General features: G+C 63.7%; 17 protein-coding genes. 12 read left to right on the forward strand and 5 right to left on the reverse strand.

Annotated features, from left to right (window positions below; all coding sequences use genetic code 11):
• Nucleotides 1–180: 180 nt before the first annotated feature.
• From IWY39_RS12910 to IWY39_RS24450, 8 genes are all read left to right on the forward strand, one after another.
• Nucleotides 181–2,817 (forward strand): toprim domain-containing protein, encoded by a 2,637-nt coding sequence (locus IWY39_RS12910; protein ID WP_196871586.1) that lies wholly within the window; start codon nucleotides 181–183, stop codon nucleotides 2,815–2,817.
• Nucleotides 2,818–2,992: 175 nt separating this feature from the next.
• Nucleotides 2,993–3,274, forward strand: coding sequence for a hypothetical protein (locus IWY39_RS12915; RefSeq protein WP_196871286.1), 282 nt, complete (start codon nucleotides 2,993–2,995; stop codon nucleotides 3,272–3,274).
• A gap of 17 nt (nucleotides 3,275–3,291) precedes the next feature.
• Nucleotides 3,292–3,708, forward strand: a complete 417-nt coding sequence (locus IWY39_RS12920; RefSeq protein ID WP_196871287.1) for a hypothetical protein — start codon at nucleotides 3,292–3,294, stop codon at nucleotides 3,706–3,708.
• Nucleotides 3,709–3,842: 134 nt separating this feature from the next.
• Nucleotides 3,843–4,073 (forward strand): hypothetical protein, encoded by a 231-nt coding sequence (locus tag IWY39_RS12925; RefSeq protein ID WP_196871288.1) that lies wholly within the window; start codon nucleotides 3,843–3,845, stop codon nucleotides 4,071–4,073.
• Nucleotides 4,070–4,525, forward strand: a complete 456-nt coding sequence (locus IWY39_RS12930; RefSeq protein ID WP_196871587.1) for a hypothetical protein — start codon at nucleotides 4,070–4,072, stop codon at nucleotides 4,523–4,525. The genes IWY39_RS12925 and IWY39_RS12930 overlap by 4 nt, the downstream gene beginning before the upstream one ends.
• Before the next feature lie 68 nt (nucleotides 4,526–4,593).
• On the forward strand, nucleotides 4,594–5,139 hold the full coding sequence (locus tag IWY39_RS12935) for a hypothetical protein (RefSeq protein WP_196871588.1): 546 nt from the start codon (nucleotides 4,594–4,596) through the stop codon (nucleotides 5,137–5,139).
• Nucleotides 5,136–5,411: a helix-turn-helix domain-containing protein gene (locus IWY39_RS24605; RefSeq protein WP_196871589.1), complete on the forward strand. Its 276-nt coding sequence runs from the start codon at nucleotides 5,136–5,138 to the stop codon at nucleotides 5,409–5,411. The genes IWY39_RS12935 and IWY39_RS24605 overlap by 4 nt, the downstream gene beginning before the upstream one ends.
• A gap of 4 nt (nucleotides 5,412–5,415) precedes the next feature.
• Complete coding sequence (locus IWY39_RS24450) at nucleotides 5,416–6,486, forward strand: tyrosine-type recombinase/integrase (protein ID WP_196871590.1); 1,071 nt, start codon at nucleotides 5,416–5,418, stop codon at nucleotides 6,484–6,486.
• 128 nt (nucleotides 6,487–6,614) lie between these two features.
• Here IWY39_RS24450 and IWY39_RS12950 read toward each other — a convergent pair whose 3' ends face one another.
• The 5 genes from IWY39_RS12950 to IWY39_RS12970 all read right to left on the reverse strand — a co-directional run bounded on the left by IWY39_RS12950 (nucleotide 6,615) and on the right by IWY39_RS12970 (nucleotide 11,904).
• A complete protein-coding gene (locus IWY39_RS12950; RefSeq protein WP_107123397.1) occupies nucleotides 6,615–7,613 on the reverse strand; it encodes a winged helix DNA-binding protein in 999 nt (332 codons plus the stop codon).
• Nucleotides 7,614–7,804: 191 nt separating this feature from the next.
• Complete coding sequence (locus IWY39_RS12955) at nucleotides 7,805–8,656, reverse strand: D-amino-acid transaminase (RefSeq protein WP_107123542.1); 852 nt, start codon at nucleotides 8,654–8,656, stop codon at nucleotides 7,805–7,807.
• A 276-nt stretch (nucleotides 8,657–8,932) separates the two neighbouring features.
• Nucleotides 8,933–10,459 carry an RNA polymerase factor sigma-54 gene (gene rpoN, locus IWY39_RS12960; protein ID WP_107123395.1) on the reverse strand — a complete coding sequence of 509 codons (1,527 nt, stop codon included), beginning with the start codon at nucleotides 10,457–10,459 and terminating at the stop codon, nucleotides 8,933–8,935.
• Nucleotides 10,460–10,504: 45 nt separating this feature from the next.
• On the reverse strand, nucleotides 10,505–11,293 hold the full coding sequence (gene lptB, locus IWY39_RS12965) for an LPS export ABC transporter ATP-binding protein (protein WP_017183792.1): 789 nt from the start codon (nucleotides 11,291–11,293) through the stop codon (nucleotides 10,505–10,507).
• A 134-nt stretch (nucleotides 11,294–11,427) separates the two neighbouring features.
• The gene (locus IWY39_RS12970; protein WP_017183793.1) at nucleotides 11,428–11,904 is read right to left on the reverse strand and encodes an Lrp/AsnC family transcriptional regulator; all 477 of its coding nucleotides are present in this window, start codon (nucleotides 11,902–11,904) and stop codon (nucleotides 11,428–11,430) included.
• A gap of 94 nt (nucleotides 11,905–11,998) precedes the next feature.
• Here IWY39_RS12970 and phhA point away from each other — a divergent pair, with 94 nt between their 5' ends.
• The 4 genes from phhA to fahA are packed head-to-tail and all read left to right on the forward strand — an operon-like array spanning nucleotide 11,999 to nucleotide 16,523.
• Nucleotides 11,999–12,886, forward strand: a complete 888-nt coding sequence (gene phhA / locus IWY39_RS12975; RefSeq protein WP_019054714.1) for a phenylalanine 4-monooxygenase — start codon at nucleotides 11,999–12,001, stop codon at nucleotides 12,884–12,886.
• A complete protein-coding gene (hppD, locus tag IWY39_RS12980) occupies nucleotides 12,883–13,923 on the forward strand; it encodes a 4-hydroxyphenylpyruvate dioxygenase (RefSeq protein WP_107123394.1) in 1,041 nt (346 codons plus the stop codon). Before phhA ends, hppD begins: the two co-directional genes overlap by 4 nt.
• A 27-nt stretch (nucleotides 13,924–13,950) precedes the next feature.
• A complete protein-coding gene (gene hmgA / locus IWY39_RS12985; protein WP_107123393.1) occupies nucleotides 13,951–15,222 on the forward strand; it encodes a homogentisate 1,2-dioxygenase in 1,272 nt (423 codons plus the stop codon).
• Complete coding sequence (fahA, locus tag IWY39_RS12990; RefSeq protein ID WP_107123392.1) at nucleotides 15,219–16,523, forward strand: fumarylacetoacetase; 1,305 nt, start codon at nucleotides 15,219–15,221, stop codon at nucleotides 16,521–16,523. The genes hmgA and fahA overlap by 4 nt, the downstream gene beginning before the upstream one ends.
• Nucleotides 16,524–16,578 lie beyond the last annotated feature (55 nt).

Raw genomic sequence — 16,578 nt, forward strand, 5'->3', positions numbered from 1 at the left:
CGGCACCCGCTACCGCACGTTGTTCGACGCCTTCATGTCTGGTCGCGGATTCGTCGCTCTCTGCGGCGCCTGCGTTGAACCCGCGCGCGGCCCGGCTCGCGCTTACACCGGTCCTTACCCGATCCGCTCACCCAAAACCAAAGCACCTGACCTGCGCCTTATCGCCGGGGGCGCGCACCGGTGAGCCTTGAAGCCGACATTCTGAAAAGCCTGAACGACCGTTTCCGCTTCAAAAAGACGAAAGGGGATTGGCTGCAGGAAGGGATTTGCCCGGATTGCAAGAAGCCCGAACTCTTTTGTTCGGCCAAAGACCCCAAGATCGTCCGTTGCGGGCGGCAGGAACGCTGTGGTTGGGAAGACAGCGTCCGCAACCTGTTCCCTGACCTGTTCGAAAACTGGTCCAGGCGCTTCCCGGCGACCGATGCCAATCCCAACGCCGCCGCCGACGCCTATCTGTCGCACGAACGCGGCTTCGATCTCCAGCATCTGCGCGGTGCCTACACGCAGGAAACCTACGCGGAGGGCAACCAGTCGGCCGCGACCGTGCGTTTTCCCATCGGCCCGACCTATTGGGAACGCATCATCGATCGTCCCGGGCGCTTCGGCAAGAAGGCGCACTTCCAGCGCGGCGGCAAGCCCGGCGGGCATTGCTGGATGCCGCCCAGGCGCTCGATCGAGGACTACGCCCAGGCGGACAGCATCTGGATCTGCGAAGGCATCTTCAACGCCATTGCTCTCGACCAGGGCGCTGGCCAGCTCGCCGTGTCGGCCATGTCCTGCAACTACTGGCCCGAACATTTCCTTGATCAGGTCAAGGAAGCCCTGCGCACCCTGAAGCGCGCCACCCGACCCGAATTGGTCTTCGCCTTCGATCCCGGCGGCGCTGGCGTCAAATGGGCGCGCAAATTCGTCGACCGCGCTCATGTCGAAGGGTGGCAGGCCACAGCCGCGCAGGTCCGCCCTGATGGCGAAGGCACCACGCTCGACTGGAATGACCTCCTCCTGCGCCACCAGCAATGGAAGGATGATCCCGAACTCGCGCCCCTCGGCCCCGCGAAAATCGAGGAGTATCTGTGGAACGGCGCGGTCACCATTGCCAAGACGCCGCGCGAAAAGGCCAAGCTGATCTACGAACGCACGAAGCTGGCCAGCTTCGATTTCCGCCATGGCAACCGCCTGTGGTGGTGCCGCGTCACCTATGACGAAGATCAGACCCGCAACCTGCTGGTCGATGAAATCGCCAACTGCGCCTTTCGGATGCTCTATCGCGAACGGGACGAAGTTGCCGACGAAACCAACTATTTCCTGCAGGTCGATTTCCCTGATCAGCCCACGGTAAAAGCCCGCTTCACCGCCGCCGCCTGTTCCAACTCCGCTGAATTCAAGAAGCGGATGATGGCCTTTGCGGGCATGTGGAGCGGGACGGGCGACCAGCTGGACCGGCTGATCCGCAACCAGACGCGCAAGCTGAAGGTCGTCGAACCCATCCCCTTCACCGGCTATTCCGCGCCCCACCGCGCCTGGCTGTTCGGTGACTTTGCCGTGCGGGAAGGGCGCGTCGAACGGATCAACACCGAAAATTATTTCGACTTCGGCAAGCAGGCGGTGAAGCTGCGCAGCCCCGAAAAGCTGCTCGATATCCATTACGACCCCGACCAGATCAAATTCGATTGGGTCGATGACATTTGGACCGCCTTCGGGCCAAAGGGCCTGATCACGCTTTCCTTTTTCGTGATGAGCTTCTTCGCGGTGCAGATCCGCGAACGCAATAAATCGCTCGGCTTCCTTGAACTGACCGGCCCTCCCGGTTCCGGCAAATCGACCCTGATCGAATTCTGCTGGAAGCTGGCAGGTCGCGCCGGATATGAAGGCTTCGACCCGAACAAGGGCACCACCGCCTTTATCGCGCGCAGCTTCCTCAAGGTCAGCAACCTGCCGGTCGGCCTCATGGAAAGCGGCCGCGACGAAGAAAAGCGCAGCGGCAATCGCCAGTTCGATCCCAACGAACTGCTGATCCTCTACGGCGGACGCTCCCCGCGCGGCCTGGGCCAGAAGTCCGGCGGCTATGAAACCACCGAGCCGCCCTTTCTCGGCTCGATCTACCTCATGCAGAATGAACGGATCGACGCCCATCCGGCGGTGCTGGAACGGCTCATGTCCATGGCGATCGACAAGTCGCGCTGGTCCGAAACGACCCGCGACGCCGCCATCAGGCTTGAACAATGGCCGATCGAGGACGTGTCCGGCACCATCGTTCATGTCGTGCGGAGCGAGGCGAAATTCCTCCCCTTCTTCTTTGAACGCTTCACTCATCACGATCGGGACATGCCCAAGCGCGTTCCCGGCCTGGTCAACAGCCGCCCGATAAAGACCCATTCGCAACTTGCCGCCGCCGTCGAAGCGCTGCCCCGGCTGTTCCCCACCATTCGCCCCGAATGGACTGCCGAAACGCTCCAGATGGTCGATGCCATGGCGCTCGATCGCCAGAACAGTTGCGGCGGCGACCACCCGCTGGTGTCCCGCTTCTGGGAACAGGTCGATTACCTGCTCGATCGCGAACGCACGGACGATCACGCCAGCGGCAAATCGCTCAACCAGCACCGCGATCCCAACCTGATTGCCATCCGCCTGGTCGATTACGAAGCCCGCTGCCGCAACGCGGGCCTCCAGCCCCCTGAAATGGACAAGCTGCGTAAACTGCTGCGCGGCTCCAAGTCGCGCAAGTTCGTCGCGACCAAGCCCGTCAACAACCCCGTGGAGCATGTCGTCCACTGCTGGGTCTTCGACAATCCCCAAAAGCCGGAGAATATCCTGTGACCAAGCGAAGCATCGCCGGGCCGTCGCATGCCGACGCCGCCATCCCCAGCACCTTCATCTGCGCCGCCTGTGAAGCCGAACATATCAGCGCCGACGCCACCCTGCCGCAGGGCTGGGCGATCCGCCACGGCGTCGCCCGCTGTCCCGACTGCCGTCCCACTAAAAGGAGATTGCCATGTCACGCATCCACCGTTGCGACGTCCCCGGCTGTACCCGCACCCGCGCCAGCTGGCAGCGCCTCTGCACCCCATGCTTCGAAGCGCTCCCGCGCGAAATCCGCAACCGCATCATCGAAACCCGCCGCCTCGGCCGCAACCCGGACTGGCGCGCCGCCTGCAAAAAAGCAGCCCGCTACCTCGCCCAGATCGCGCGCCCACCCCGTGCGCCCATCCGCCCACGGGTAACCCCGCAACAAGCCTTCGCCAATCAGCAGCGCCTGCTCGGTGAGCAGGACTGAAGCGGAAAGATACGCTCATGATCCACGTCATAATGCCCCGCAAGTGCGGCAAAACCACTGGGCCGGTCTCGCTGGTGACACCCGACGATATCGCCGTCGCCCGCATCGCACTCTATGTTGCCTCGATCCTCCGCAATGTCGATCAGGTGGCTCTGCGCGATCTGAGTGACCGCTTGGCTACCGCCGCGCGCGATGATTGCATCCCCCGCTATGCCGACAACAGCCAGCTCGTCCGCATCATGCAGCGGCTTGGCTGGCGTAAACACGGTTATGTCGGGGAGGGGCGCGGTCGCAGCCCACTCTACCGCCGTGTCTCCAGCGGTGTCCTAACCCCGATCCGCCGCCCGGCGCCTGCGCCTCGACCCGCGCCGATGGGTGACGAATGCCCTTGCGAAGATTGCGCAGGTCCACACTCGGCAGGTGCGCCGCGATGACGCCCCCCCCCTCCCGTTCACCCCGCCGCCGCCCTCGCAATCGGTATCGCATCCGCCTTGCTCTGGCTGGCCACATTTCCCGCGCTTCGCTGGCTTTGCATCAGCGTCGACAGCCTTTTTTCAAGGATTATCCCGTGAAAGATCATCCCCGCACACGAACCGGCTTTGACGCCGATGACCTTCCCGCACCCAATTGCTGGCGGACGACAGAACTCGCGATCCTCGATCGCGAATATCCCACCGGCGGCTCCGCTACCGTGCATCGCCTGCTGCCCCACCGGACGCGCCGGACCATCCAGCAGGTCGCCTGGACACGCGGCATCCGCAAACAGCGCCGACAGGCGCAAGGGGAAGCCCGCGCATGATTACCGATCAGCAAAAGGTCGATCTGCAGATGCTCTGGCTCAATGGCTGGCCCGTCTATTCGGCGGCGACGCAGCTGGGCATCCGCCATTCGATCGCGCGCCGCCTCATCGACAAGACGAAGCGGCAGCTCACCCGCGACGGCAAGCCATGGCCTCGCGCCCTCGGCCCGACCGAACGCCCCTTGGCCACCTTGGTCCTGCCCAAAAGGACGGCATCGCCGCGACCAGCAACACCGCCTGCGCCGCAATGCCCACCAGCCCAGCTGCCTCCGCCGCAATCGGCAGCACCGGCCCCGTCGCCTCCCGAACCCTCCCCCATATCGCGCCGCCGCCCGACATTTGAAGAACAACTCGCCCGCATCGCCGCCGGCGCGCGCCTGACCCGCACTTTTAGACCCCCAAGCGCAGACCACCCCTTCACCTTGGGTGGCATCGGTTCCTCCCTGCTCTGAAAGGGGCAACATTGACCTTCCAAGATCCCTCACTGGCCGTACCGACGTGGCGCTCGACTTCGGACGCCATGACCGACCCGATCGCCGACCTTCGCGCCACCTTCGCGCCTTGCCTCGCCGAAGTCGAAGGCGCGCTGGCCCGCCGAGAAGAGCAATATCCCGCCCTCGTGCAGGCGGGCCGCATGGATCATCAAGCGTCGACCCGCGAAATAGAGATCTGGCGCGCGATCGTCGCTGACTGGCGGCGCGTCGTTACCGGCGTTGGGCCAGTCGGCACACAGGCGACCGTGCCGGAAAAGATCGACCAGCTGAAAGATGGCATCGCCCGCTACGGCCCCGCGCTCGGCCGCGAGATCGCAACTCTCTCCGATAGTATCCGGCAGGATTGTCTGGAGATTCCAGATCGAGCCTATCTGGCCGATCGCCACGGCCATCGCGTCGCCCGCTATATCGAGCTGCTCACCAGTCGTGACCGCCTGATGGATCTGGCGATCCTCTACAACAGCGAACTGCCCAGCTCCCCCTTATGGCGCGGCTTCTGGCGCGGCATCGACGCCTATCTGTCCTTCCACCAAGACGCCCGCACGACCGCAAAACAGCGTGAGGCCACATGACGCCTATCCTTCTGACCGAAAAGGAAGCGGCCCAACGCTTGAGCCTCTGCACCCGTACCTTGCGAAAGGCCCGGCAGGACGGCGCGCTTCCCTATATTTTGATCGGCCGCGCGGTGCGCTACACTGTCGCGGATCTCGAATCATATATCGAGCGACTTCGCCAGGTCCAATCCGCATGTCAGCCTGCCCAGCGCGCGTCCAGAATATCAGGTCCACGCCCCAAAGGCGGCGGTGTGATCATCCCTTTTTCGGAGCGCAGCGTCCGCCGGTGACCGCGTGACCGTCTATAAGCCTGCAGGCAAACCACACTTTCTCTTCGACTTTCAGTTCCGTGGACGCCGCTACCACGGCTCCACCGGCTGCACGTCCAAGCGCAAGGCGGAGGAATTTGAACGGCGCGAACGCCACCGCGCCGCGCTGCCCGAAGTTCAGCGCCCACCCATCACGCTCGATCAGGCCGGTGGCCTGTATCAGGAACATGCCGAACACCTGCCCAGCTGGCCGACCATCCGCTACATGATCGCCGCGCTGGTCGAAGGCCTCGGCCGCACCCGCCTCCTGTCTGAAATCACCCAGCGTGATTTGCAGCTCTATGTCGCCAAGCGCCGCGACGGCCGCGCCAATGCATCGGTCAACCGGGAAATGGAAAATGCCCGCTCGATCTGGCGTCACGCGCAGGCGACCAAATATGATATCGGCGAGATGCCCGATTGGGGAAAGCTCTTCCTCAAAGTGCCGCGCCAGCCACCGCGCGAACTAGCGATCGCCGAAGAGGCAAAGCTGTTCCTTGCCCTCCGCACCGACGTGACGGACGCCGTGGACTTCCTATTGAAATCAGGCTGGCGCAAGGGCGAGGTGCTGGGCCTGCGCTGGAAGGACGTCAACATCCCGCGCCGCCAGGCCGTGACGCAGATCAAGGGCGGCGACATCGTCACCCGCCCGCTCACTTCCACCCTGGTCGAAATCATCGCGCGCCAGCCACACGCCGAAGATGAAGAGGCGAAGGAATATGTCTTCACTTATGTCTGCCAGAAAAGCCGTGGCGACCGCCGCGCGGGCCAGCGCTATCGCCTGACCGCCACTGCCCTGCGCAAGCCGTTCGAACAGGCCAAGGCCGATTCCGGCGTCGATAATTTCCGTGTTCACGATCTGCGCCACACACGTGGCACCCGCATCGTGCGCGCCACCGGCTCACTGGCAGCGGCCAAGGAAGCCCTCAAGCACCGCCGCATCGAAACCACCCTGCGCTACGCCCACGTTCTGGACGACGACGTTCGCAACGCGCTCGATGCCAGCGAGTCCCGACATAGTCCCGACCAGATTAAAAAGAGAAAGCGGAAAGCCTAGCTTTCCTGCGGCCTACAGCCACCCAGCAAATCCGCGTGTAAACGAGACGCTCTACCAACTGAGCTAATCGCCCGCTCCTGCGGAGAAGCGTCTATCTAGGGAAAAATGCCGGGGCGTCAAGCCGGGAGTCAGGCGGTGAGCAGTCGGCGGCTGGCGCCGAACCAGCGGGTCAGCGCTTCGGCGGCCTCATTGGCCAGTGCGATGAAGATGCGTCGGCCATCATGGGGATCGGCCTGCCGTTCGACCAGCCCCTTGTCGGTCAGCGTGCGAATCCAGCGCAAGGCGGTGGTCGGCGGCACGGCGGCGGCGATGCACAGGCTGGAAACGGAGACGCGCTCATGCTCAAGCCTGGCGGCCAGCAGGTCGAGTAGCATGTCCCAGGCCGGATCGGCAAACAGGTCGCCGGGCAGGAAATCGGCGCGAATGCGGCGTGCGCGCAGCAGGTCGCGGACCTGGGTGGCGCTGATCGGCGGAGCGTCCGGGCTGGCGACTTCGCTGCCGATCGGCGCGATCGCAGGCATACCGATATAATCGCTCGCCCGGTCCGCGATGCGCGGACCAAGATCGAAACTGGGCGCGGCGACGCCGCGCGGGCGCTGGGTCATAGCCTCGATCGTGCGGGCGAGGCGTCCGACCTCTTCGCTCAATTGCTGCAGGCGGGTGCTTTCGCCTTCGCGGGTGATTTCGTGCAATTTCTGGCCGGCGCTTTCATGCTTGGCAGCGGCCAGCAGGGCAGCGGCGACATCGGTCCGGTCGGGGTTGCATAGCAACTGGGTGCGGGGATTGCGGACGCAGGCATAGGCAAGGTCCAGCGTTTCGATGCCCGCCAGCAGGATGATGGCCATGCCATTCTGGATTGCGACGGTTTCCAACTGGACGATTAGGTGATCGAGCGTCGGGTCGGGTCGCGGGCAGAAGAGCATGACGATGTCGCAACCAACCTGGATGTCGAGCCTGAGCGGCGCGTCGGCCAGTGATACGATGTCGAGCAGACGCAGGCCCGCTGCCCGCGCCAATGCGGCAGCCTCGTCCCCCCAAGCATCATCGGCGACGACCAGCAGACCGGGCCGTTCATCGCGTGCGCCGAACGGGGCGTCATAGTCGGGGGTAAAGGGGTCGACCGTCATCGCGTGGCTCCTGTGCCTGTTCTGTTCTGCACCTTATCGTTCCGACGCCGGGATGCAGCCCCTGCTTTCTCCGCAATGGAGGAAGGCGTCTGGGACTGATCGGCCGGACATGATCATTGGGTCCATATTCTCGCCATTATGGGGCTTTGGCTTGACGAGATTTGCATCCGAAATGGAGTCATCTGGTACGATCACACCGCCGTGGCGCGGGCGAAGGCGATGTAGAGTGCGCGCAGTCGCATCGCGACCGGGCCGGGGGTGCCGGTGCCGATGGTCTGGCCGTCGATGGTGACGACCGACTGGCACAGGGTCGAGGCGCTGGTGATGAACGCTTCTTTCGCGGCCAGCGCTTCTGCGACGCTGAAAGGGCGGCGGATGACGGCCAGGCCGCTTTCGACGGCCAGCGCGGTCAGCGCGTCGCCGGTGCAGCCTGCCAGCACCGCCTGGCTGTAGGGGCGGGTGACGATGCCTTCGTCGGTGACGATGAAGGCGGTGGAGGACGCACCTTCGGTCACGAAGCCGTCTTCGACCAGCCAGGCCTCCTGTGCGCCCGCGTCGCGCGCAGCCTGTTTGGCCATCGCCTGCGCCAGCAAGCCGGTGCTTTTGATGTCGCGCCGTTTCCAGCGCAGGTCGGGCATCGTGGCAACCGCGATGCCGGTCGTGACTGCAGGGACATGGAGAATGGGTTTGTCCTGCACGAACAGGAACAGGGTCGGCGCGGTATCGGGCGACGGCAGGAAGTCGCGCGTTGCGTCCGCGCCACGGGTCAGCTGAAGATAGACGAGACCTTCATTCAGCGCGTTGCGGGCGACGAGCTGCTTTTGCACCGTTTCAATTTCGGCAAGGCTTATGGGCAGGGCGATGCCAAGCGCGGCGGCGGAACGTTGCAGTCGGGCGAGATGGCTGGCGCTGTCGATCAGCTTGCCATCGATGACCGCCGCGACCTCATAAATGCCATCGGCAAACAGGAAGCCGCGGTCCAGCGGTGAGATCCGCGCGTCTGCAAGCGGTAGAAAGGCACCGTTGAGATAGGCGATCGACATGAAGCGGGGCATTTCCTTAGGCGATGAAGTCCCTGCTTTTGCCGGTCGGGCGGGCAGGGTCAAGCGGCTTGGCGTCGTATATCACGCTGTTGCGGCGGGAAGGGCGGACGCGGAACTTCGCTAAATTCGCCCATATCGCGCATGGGAAATTGACGCAAAGTCGGTCGTCTGCCGGTGCGGGCAAGGGGGTGGGGTGGACGATGTAAAGGAGCCGGGTCTAAATATATCAGGGGCGGGTTGTGTAGGACAGGGCACGGCCCTGCCTGACTGCCCCCTCTAAGCCGCCTTGCCCTGCAACGCTTTCTGCCGCCGCCGTTGCACCGATGAGCCTATGCCCATCGCCTCACGATATTTCGCCACGGTGCGCCGCGCTATGTCCATGCCCTTGGCGCGCAGCAGGTCGACCAGCGTGTCGTCGGACAGGATGGCATGGGGTTCTTCGGCGGCGATCAGCGCCTTGATATGGCTTTTGACTGCCTCAGCCGAGACGGCACCGTCGCCTTCGGCATTGGCGACGCCGCTGGTGAAGAAATATTTGAGCTCGAACTGGCCGCGCGGACAGGACAGATATTTGTTCGACGTCACCCGGCTGACGGTGGATTCGTGCATTGCGATGGCGTCCGCGACGGTGCGCAGCGTCAGCGGTTTGAGGTGCGCGACGCCCTTGCGGAAAAAATCCTCCTGGCAACGGACGATTTCGCTGGCGACCTTGATGATCGTTTTCTGGCGCTGGTCCAGCGCCTTCACCAGCCAGTTGGCGCTGGCCAGGCAATCGGCGAGCCATGCCTTGGCGCTCTTGTCCTGTTTGCCCGACGCCAGTTCGACATAATAATTACGGTTGATGAGGACGCGGGGCAGCGTCGCGCTGTTAATCTCGATCGCCCAGCCGTCCGCGGTGGGCCGCACGAACAGGTCCGGCGTGACGGGCGCGGCGCGATCGCTGGAAAAGCGCAGGCCGGGCTTTGGGTCATAGCTGCGCAGTTCGCGGATCATGTCCGCCATATCCTCTTCATCCACGCCGCAGATACGGCGCAACTGTGGCAGCGCGCCGCGCGCCAGCAGATCCAGATTGGCGAGCAGTCGCGCCATGCAGGGATCGTGACGGTCGGCCTCCTTGGCTTGCAGCGCCAGGCATTCGGACAATGACCGCGCGCCAACCCCGGTGGGGTCGAAGCCATGGATGACGCCCAGCACCCGTTCCACGTCGCACAGCGGCAGGCCGAGCGCATGGGCGGTTTCCAGAAGATTGGCCTCCAGATAGCCTGCCGGGTCGATCTGGCCGATCAGCTGGCCAGCGACGATCAGGTCCATGCCCGACAAAGCGGCGCGGGCCTGATCCATCAGATGTTCCTGAAGGCTGGGTTCGGGATTGGCGAAACTGTCGAAATCTACCGCTTCGCCGCTGCCCCCCGTCAGCGCGTCCATGCCGCTGCCGGAACCGCTACTCGTGCCATGGGCGCTGGCCATGCGATCGCCGGGGCCATCGTCGATAAAGGTTTCGGCGCCATAATCGACGTCGAGCGGGGAATCGCTGGCGCCCAGTCCCTGGCCGATCAGATCGTCGCTCGATCCCGTTTCGGCGGCAAGCGCAGGGCGTTCCACATCCCGGTCTATGCCATCGGGCGCGGGCAGGTCGTCGGGCGCGCTGCCGCTGTCGAGCAGCGGATTTTTCTCCAGCTCACCAGCGACGAACGCATCAATCTCCAGATTGGAAAGCGCCAGCAGCTTGATCGCCTGCTGGAGCTGCGGCGTCATCACCAGCGACTGGCTTTGCCGGATGTCGAGGCGTGGACCGAGCGCCATCAGACCATAACTGCGTCATGAATGGGAGTGCGCGCCGCCATCATGTCAAAGCGAGAAATTCTCGCCCAGATAGAGGCGGCGTACGTCGGCATTGGCGACCAGTTCGGTCGGGCTGCCGGCAAAGAGCATCTGGCCGCCATAGATGATGCAGGCGCGATCGACGATTTCCAGCGTTTCGCGCACATTATGGTCGGTGATGAGGACGCCGATGCCCCGGTTCTTCAGATCTTTGACCAGGTCGCGGATGTCGGCGATGGAGAGCGGGTCGATGCCTGCAAAAGGTTCGTCCAGCAGCACGATCGAGGGATTGGCGGCCAGCGCGCGGGCGATTTCGCAGCGGCGGCGTTCGCCCCCCGACAGCGCCATTGCCGCCGAATCGCGCAAACGGGTCAGGCCGAATTCGTCGAGCAGCTGTTCCAGCCGGGCGTCGCGCGCATCACGGTCCGGCTCGGCCAGTTCCAGTACGGCGCTGATATTCTGCGCGACGGTCAGGCCACGAAAGATCGACGTTTCTTGCGGCAGATAGCCCAGCCCCAATATGGCGCGGCGATACATGGGCAGGCCGGTAATATCCTGCCCATCCAGCACGATGCGGCCGCGGTCGGGGCGGACCAGCCCCATCACCGAATAGAAGCAGGTCGTCTTGCCCGCGCCATTGGGGCCAAGCAGGCCGACCACTTCGCCTTTGCCCACGGTCAACGACACGTCGGACAGGACGACGCGCTTGTCATAGCTTTTGGCGATCGAGATGACCGACAGGCCGTCACCCAATTCCTGCGGGGCAAGGGGGTGGTGGGCCTGGGCTGGCCGATCCTGGGTGGTGACGTCGTGCATGGTTCGTCCATTCTTGCAGCCAATGGATTGACCGCCAGTAAAAATTGGTCCGCCCGCGGGGCAGTTGGCATTCTTTGTGCATGGGATTGCCGCCGGGGCAAGGGGTAAAATGGCGTGACGAGGCGCGGGCGCGCCTAGCCGCGCACCGGCAAGGCGGTCTGATATTTGGTGACCGACAGCGCAAATTGCGATGATGCGCCCGCGACCGAGGGGTGCTTGAGCAGGGTGCGCATCAGGAAATGCTCATAATCAGCGACATTGGAGGCGACGACGCGCATCAGATAATCCCATTCGCCCGACATCGAATAGCATTCCATCACCTGATCATGGTCGCGCACGAACGCTTCGAACGCGGCGATCGAATCGCCCGAAAACTCCTTCATCCGCACATGGCAGAATATGGTCACATCCTGCCCCAGCAGGTGCGGATCGGCGAGGCGGACCGCGCCGCGCAGCACGCCCGCTTCCTCCAGCGCCTTGACCCTGCGCCAGCAGGATGGGCCGGTGCTGCCGACCCGTTCGGCCAGATCGGCATTGCTGAGCGCGGCGTCACGCTGCAACTCTGCAACGATGCGGCGATCCAAAGCATCCAGTTCAACAAATTTCGTCATGAAATCACCGATATGTGAATTGAAATTACAGTTATACCCTGATTATCGGCCATTTTGAAAAGCAATTTCGCGCCCGATTTGCGATGCTGGGGCCATGGCTGAAACCCCGCACGCCGAAACCCCACTCGACCGTCCCGCGCACGCCGCGGAGGACTGGACCGTTCCGCAGGACTGGGACCGCTACAGCGCGGCCGATCATGCGATGTGGGACCGGCTGTTCGAGCGGCAGGCGCGCATGCTGCCGGGGCGGGTGGTGCCGGAATTCATGGCGGGGCTGGATATATTAAGGATGGACCAGCCGGGCATCCCGCGTTTCGACGCGCTGTCCGACCGATTGATGCAGGCGACCGGGTGGCAGGTGGTGGCAGTGCCGGGGCTGGTGCCCGACCGTCTGTTTTTCGACCATCTGGCCAATCGCCGCTTTCCCGCCGGGCGCTTCATCCGCACGCCAAGCCAGGAGGATTATCTGGAGGAGCCGGACGTGTTTCACGACGTGTTCGGCCATGTTCCCCTGCTCGCCAATCCGGTGTTCGCCGATTATATGCAGGCCTATGGCCAGGGCGGGTTGCGCGCCGACGGGCTGGGCGCGATCGAGAAGCTGGCGCGGCTTTACTGGTACACCGTCGAATTCGGGCTGATCGACACGGATGAGGGCCTGCGCCTCTATGGCGCGGGGATCGTGTCGTCCAATGCCGAATCGCATTTCGCGCTGGAGGATGCCTCCCCCAACCGGCTGGGCTTTGATCTTCAGCGGCTGATGCGGACCCGTTATAAAATCGACGATTTCCAGCAGAGCTATTTCGTCATCGACAGTTTCGATCAGCTGTTGCGCCAGACCGTCGAGACCGATTTCGCGCCGCTCTATGCCGCGCTGGCGCAGCAAAGCGATCTGGATACCGACACGATATTGCCAGGCGACCGGGTCTTTACCCGCGGGACGCAGGCCTATGCCCATAAGAAAATGCAAGAGGAGCCGAAATGACCACCAGCGCCGATAATCCCCTGGGCCTTAACGGTTTTGAATTTGTCGAATTCACGTCGCCCGACCCCGAAGCGATGGCCGCGCAGTTCGAGGCGCTGGGCTTTACCGCGACCCACCGGCACCCGACCAAGAATATCACCCGCTTCAAGCAGGGGCGGATCAACCTGATGCTCAACCGCGACGATGCGGGCCGGGTGGCGGCGTTTCGCGGGATGCACGGCCCCTCTGCCAGCGCCATGGCGTTCCGCGTCGCCAATCCGCAGGGCGCGCTGCAATGGGCGCTGGCCAATGGCGCGCAGCCGACGGAGGAGGATGACACCGTCATCATGGGGATTGGCGGCGCCTATCTCTATTTCATGCCCGACCATGGCGATCCCTACGCCAACTGGGCCGAATTTCCCGGCTGGCGCGAAGCGGAGGCGCGCAACAATGTCGGGCTCGACCTGCTCGACCATCTGACCCACAATGTCCGGCGCGGGCAGATGCGGGTGTGGAGCGAATTCTACCGCACCCTGTTCGGGTTCGAGGAGCAGAAATTCTTCGACATCAAGGGCAAGGCGACCGGCCTCACCAGCCAGGCGATGATCGCCCCGGACAAGGCGATCCGCATTCCCCTGAACGAAAGCCAGGACGACAAGAGCCAGATCGAGGAGTTCATCCGCGAATATCATGGCGAGGGTATTCAGCATCTGGCGCTGACCACCGACGATATTTACGGCACGGTCGAAAAGCTGCGCGCGCGCGGCGTGCGGTTGCAGGACACGATCGAGACCTATTACGAACTGGTCGACAAGCGCGTCCCCGGCCATGGGGAGGATCTGGAACGGTTGCGCCGCAACCGCATTCTGATCGATGGCGATGTTGAAACCGAGGGGCTGTTGCTTCAGATCTTTACCGAGCCGATGTTCGGGCCGATCTTTTTCGAGATCATCCAGCGCAAGGGCAATGAAGGCTTTGGCAACGGCAATTTCCAGGCCTTGTTCGAAAGCATCGAATTGGACCAGATACGGCGCGGGGTGGTGAGCGTCGACGCCTGACGCAAGGCTTGGGAGGAGAGGATCGACATGCATTATCTCCCCGGCTGGGGCAATCATCATGCGAGCGAGGCAGTGGCCGGGGCGTTGCCGGTGGGGCGCAATTCGCCCCAGCATGTGCCGTTCGGACTCTATGCCGAACAATTGTCCGGCACCGCCTTCACCGCGCCGCGCCATGACAACCGGCGCAGCTGGCTTTACCGGATGCGGCCAAGCGCGGGGCATCCGCCGTTCCGGCCCTATGGGCGCGATACGCTGATCGTAGCGGGGCAGGTCGATACGCCCAACCGGCTGCGCTGGAATCCGCTGCCCGCCGCCGGGGCGGGGGTGGATTTCGTCGATGGCCTCGTCACCATCGCGTCCAATGGCGATATTGGCGCGGGGACCGGCTGCGCGGTGCATCTCTATGCCGCCAGCGCGTCCATGGTGGATCGCGCCTTTTTCAGCGCCGATGGCGAAATGCTGATCCTGCCGCAACAGGGGCGCCTGCGCATCGTTACCGAAATGGGTGTGCTGGAGGTTGCGCCGTTGCAGGTTGCGCTGATCCCGCGCGGGGTGCGCTTTCGCGTCGAATTGCCGGACGGCGCAGCACGCGGCTATGTCTGCGAAAATCACGGCGCGCTGTTCCGGCTGCCCGACCTGGGACCGATCGGTTCCAACGGCCTTGCCAATGCCCGCGATTTCGAGGCGCCGGTCGCAGCGTTCGAGGATGTCGAGCGGCCAACCCGGATCGTGCAGAAATATGGCGGCATGCTGTGGGAGAGCGAACTTGACCATAGCCCGTTCGACGTAGTCGCCTGGCACGGCAATCTGACGCCCTGTCGCTATGATCTCACGCGCTTCAACACGATCGGCACGGTCAGCTACGACCATCCCGATCCGTCCATCTTCACGGTACTGACCAGCCCCAGCGATACTCCGGGCACGGCCAATGTCGATTTCGTGATCTTCCCGCCGCGCTGGATGGTGGCGGAGGACACGTTTCGCCCGCCCTGGTTCCATCGCAATGTGATGAGCGAATATATGGGGCTGATCCACGGCCAATATGATGCCAAGGCAGGTGGCTTTGCACCCGGTGGGGGCAGCCTGCACAATAATATGTCGGGCCATGGCCCGGACGTCGACAGTTGGCGCAAGGCGGTGGATGCCGTCCTTTCGCCCCACAAGATAGAGGAAAGCATGGCGTTCATGATCGAGAGCAGGATGGCGTTTCGCCCCACCCGCTGGGCAATGGAAACCCCTTTGTTGCAGGCTGATTATGACGCCTGCTGGCAGGGCTTTCCAAAGGCGCGGCTGCCATGACCGGCTGGTGGACCACCGACGAAACGCATGATCCGGCCCGGACCAGCTGGGTTGCGAGCGCGCAGGGTCATGCCGATTTCCCGATCCAGAACCTGCCCTATGGCGTCTTTTCGCCAGCCGGGGGGAAGGGGCGGATCGGCACGGCGATCGGCGACATGATATTGGACCTGGCGGCCTGCGCGGACGCGGGACTGATCGGAGAGGGGGGCGACAGGCTGCTGCTCCCGACGCTCAACGCGCTGATGGCGATGCCGGTCGACGCACGCCGCACCCTGCGCCGCGCGATCAGCATGTTGCTGTCCGACCCGGCGATGCAGGGGGCGGTCGAACCGCATCTCTACGCCGCGTGCGATTGCACGCTGCATCTGCCTGCGCAGATCGGCGACTATAGCGACTTCTATGTCGGCATCCACCACGCCACCAATGTCGGTCGCCAGTTCCGGCCCGACAATCCGTTGCTGCCCAATTATAAATATGTGCCGATCGGCTATCATGGCCGGGCTTCGTCGATCCGCCCGTCGGGGCAGGCGCTGCTGCGTCCCTGCGGCCAGCGCAAGGCGCCCGATGCCGACGCGCCCGTCTATGGCCCCAGCGTGCGGCTTGATTATGAGCTGGAAATGGGGGTGTGGATCGGCCAGGGCAATGAGCAGGGCGCGCCCATAGCCATTCATGACGCGGCGGATCACATCGCCGGCTTCTGCCTGCTCAACGACTGGTCGGCGCGCGATTTGCAGGCGTGGGAATATCAGCCGCTCGGCCCCTTCCTCTCCAAAAGCTTTCATTCCACCATTTCGCCCTGGGTCGTGACCGCGGAAGCGATGGCGCCGTTCCGCATCGCCCAGCCCGCGCGGCCCGATGGCGATCCGGCGCCCTTGCCCTATCTTGCCGATGCCGATGATCAGGCGCATGGCGCGCTTGGCGTGATGCTGTCTGTCTATCTCCTCAGCGCAGCGATGCGCGATGCGGGCATGGCGCCGATGCGCCTGAGCCAGGGTCCGGCCAGCAATCTCTACTGGACGGTGCAGCAGATCGTGACCCATCAAGCGTCCAATGGCTGCAACATCATGCCCGGCGATCTGCTTGGCACAGGCACCATTTCCGCGCCGACGCGGGACGGTTTTGGCAGCCTGCTGGAATTATCCGTCGGGGGCAAGGAGCCGGTGAGCCTGCCCACAGGCGAAACCCGCGCCTTTCTGGCCGATGGCGACGAAATCATATTGCAAGCGGTCGCGCAGGCGGATGGGTTCGTGCCCATCGGCTTTGGCGAATGCCGGGCGCAGGTCTTGCCCGCGCGGGCGTAAACGGCCGACAAGCCGATGCGCCACAGGCACATCGCAAAAATGGCGGTCGTTCCGG

Origin of the sequence: Sphingobium sp. JAI105 (genome assembly GCF_015752145.1) — a bacterium.
GTDB classification, from domain to species: Bacteria; Pseudomonadota; Alphaproteobacteria; order Sphingomonadales; family Sphingomonadaceae; genus Sphingobium; species Sphingobium xenophagum.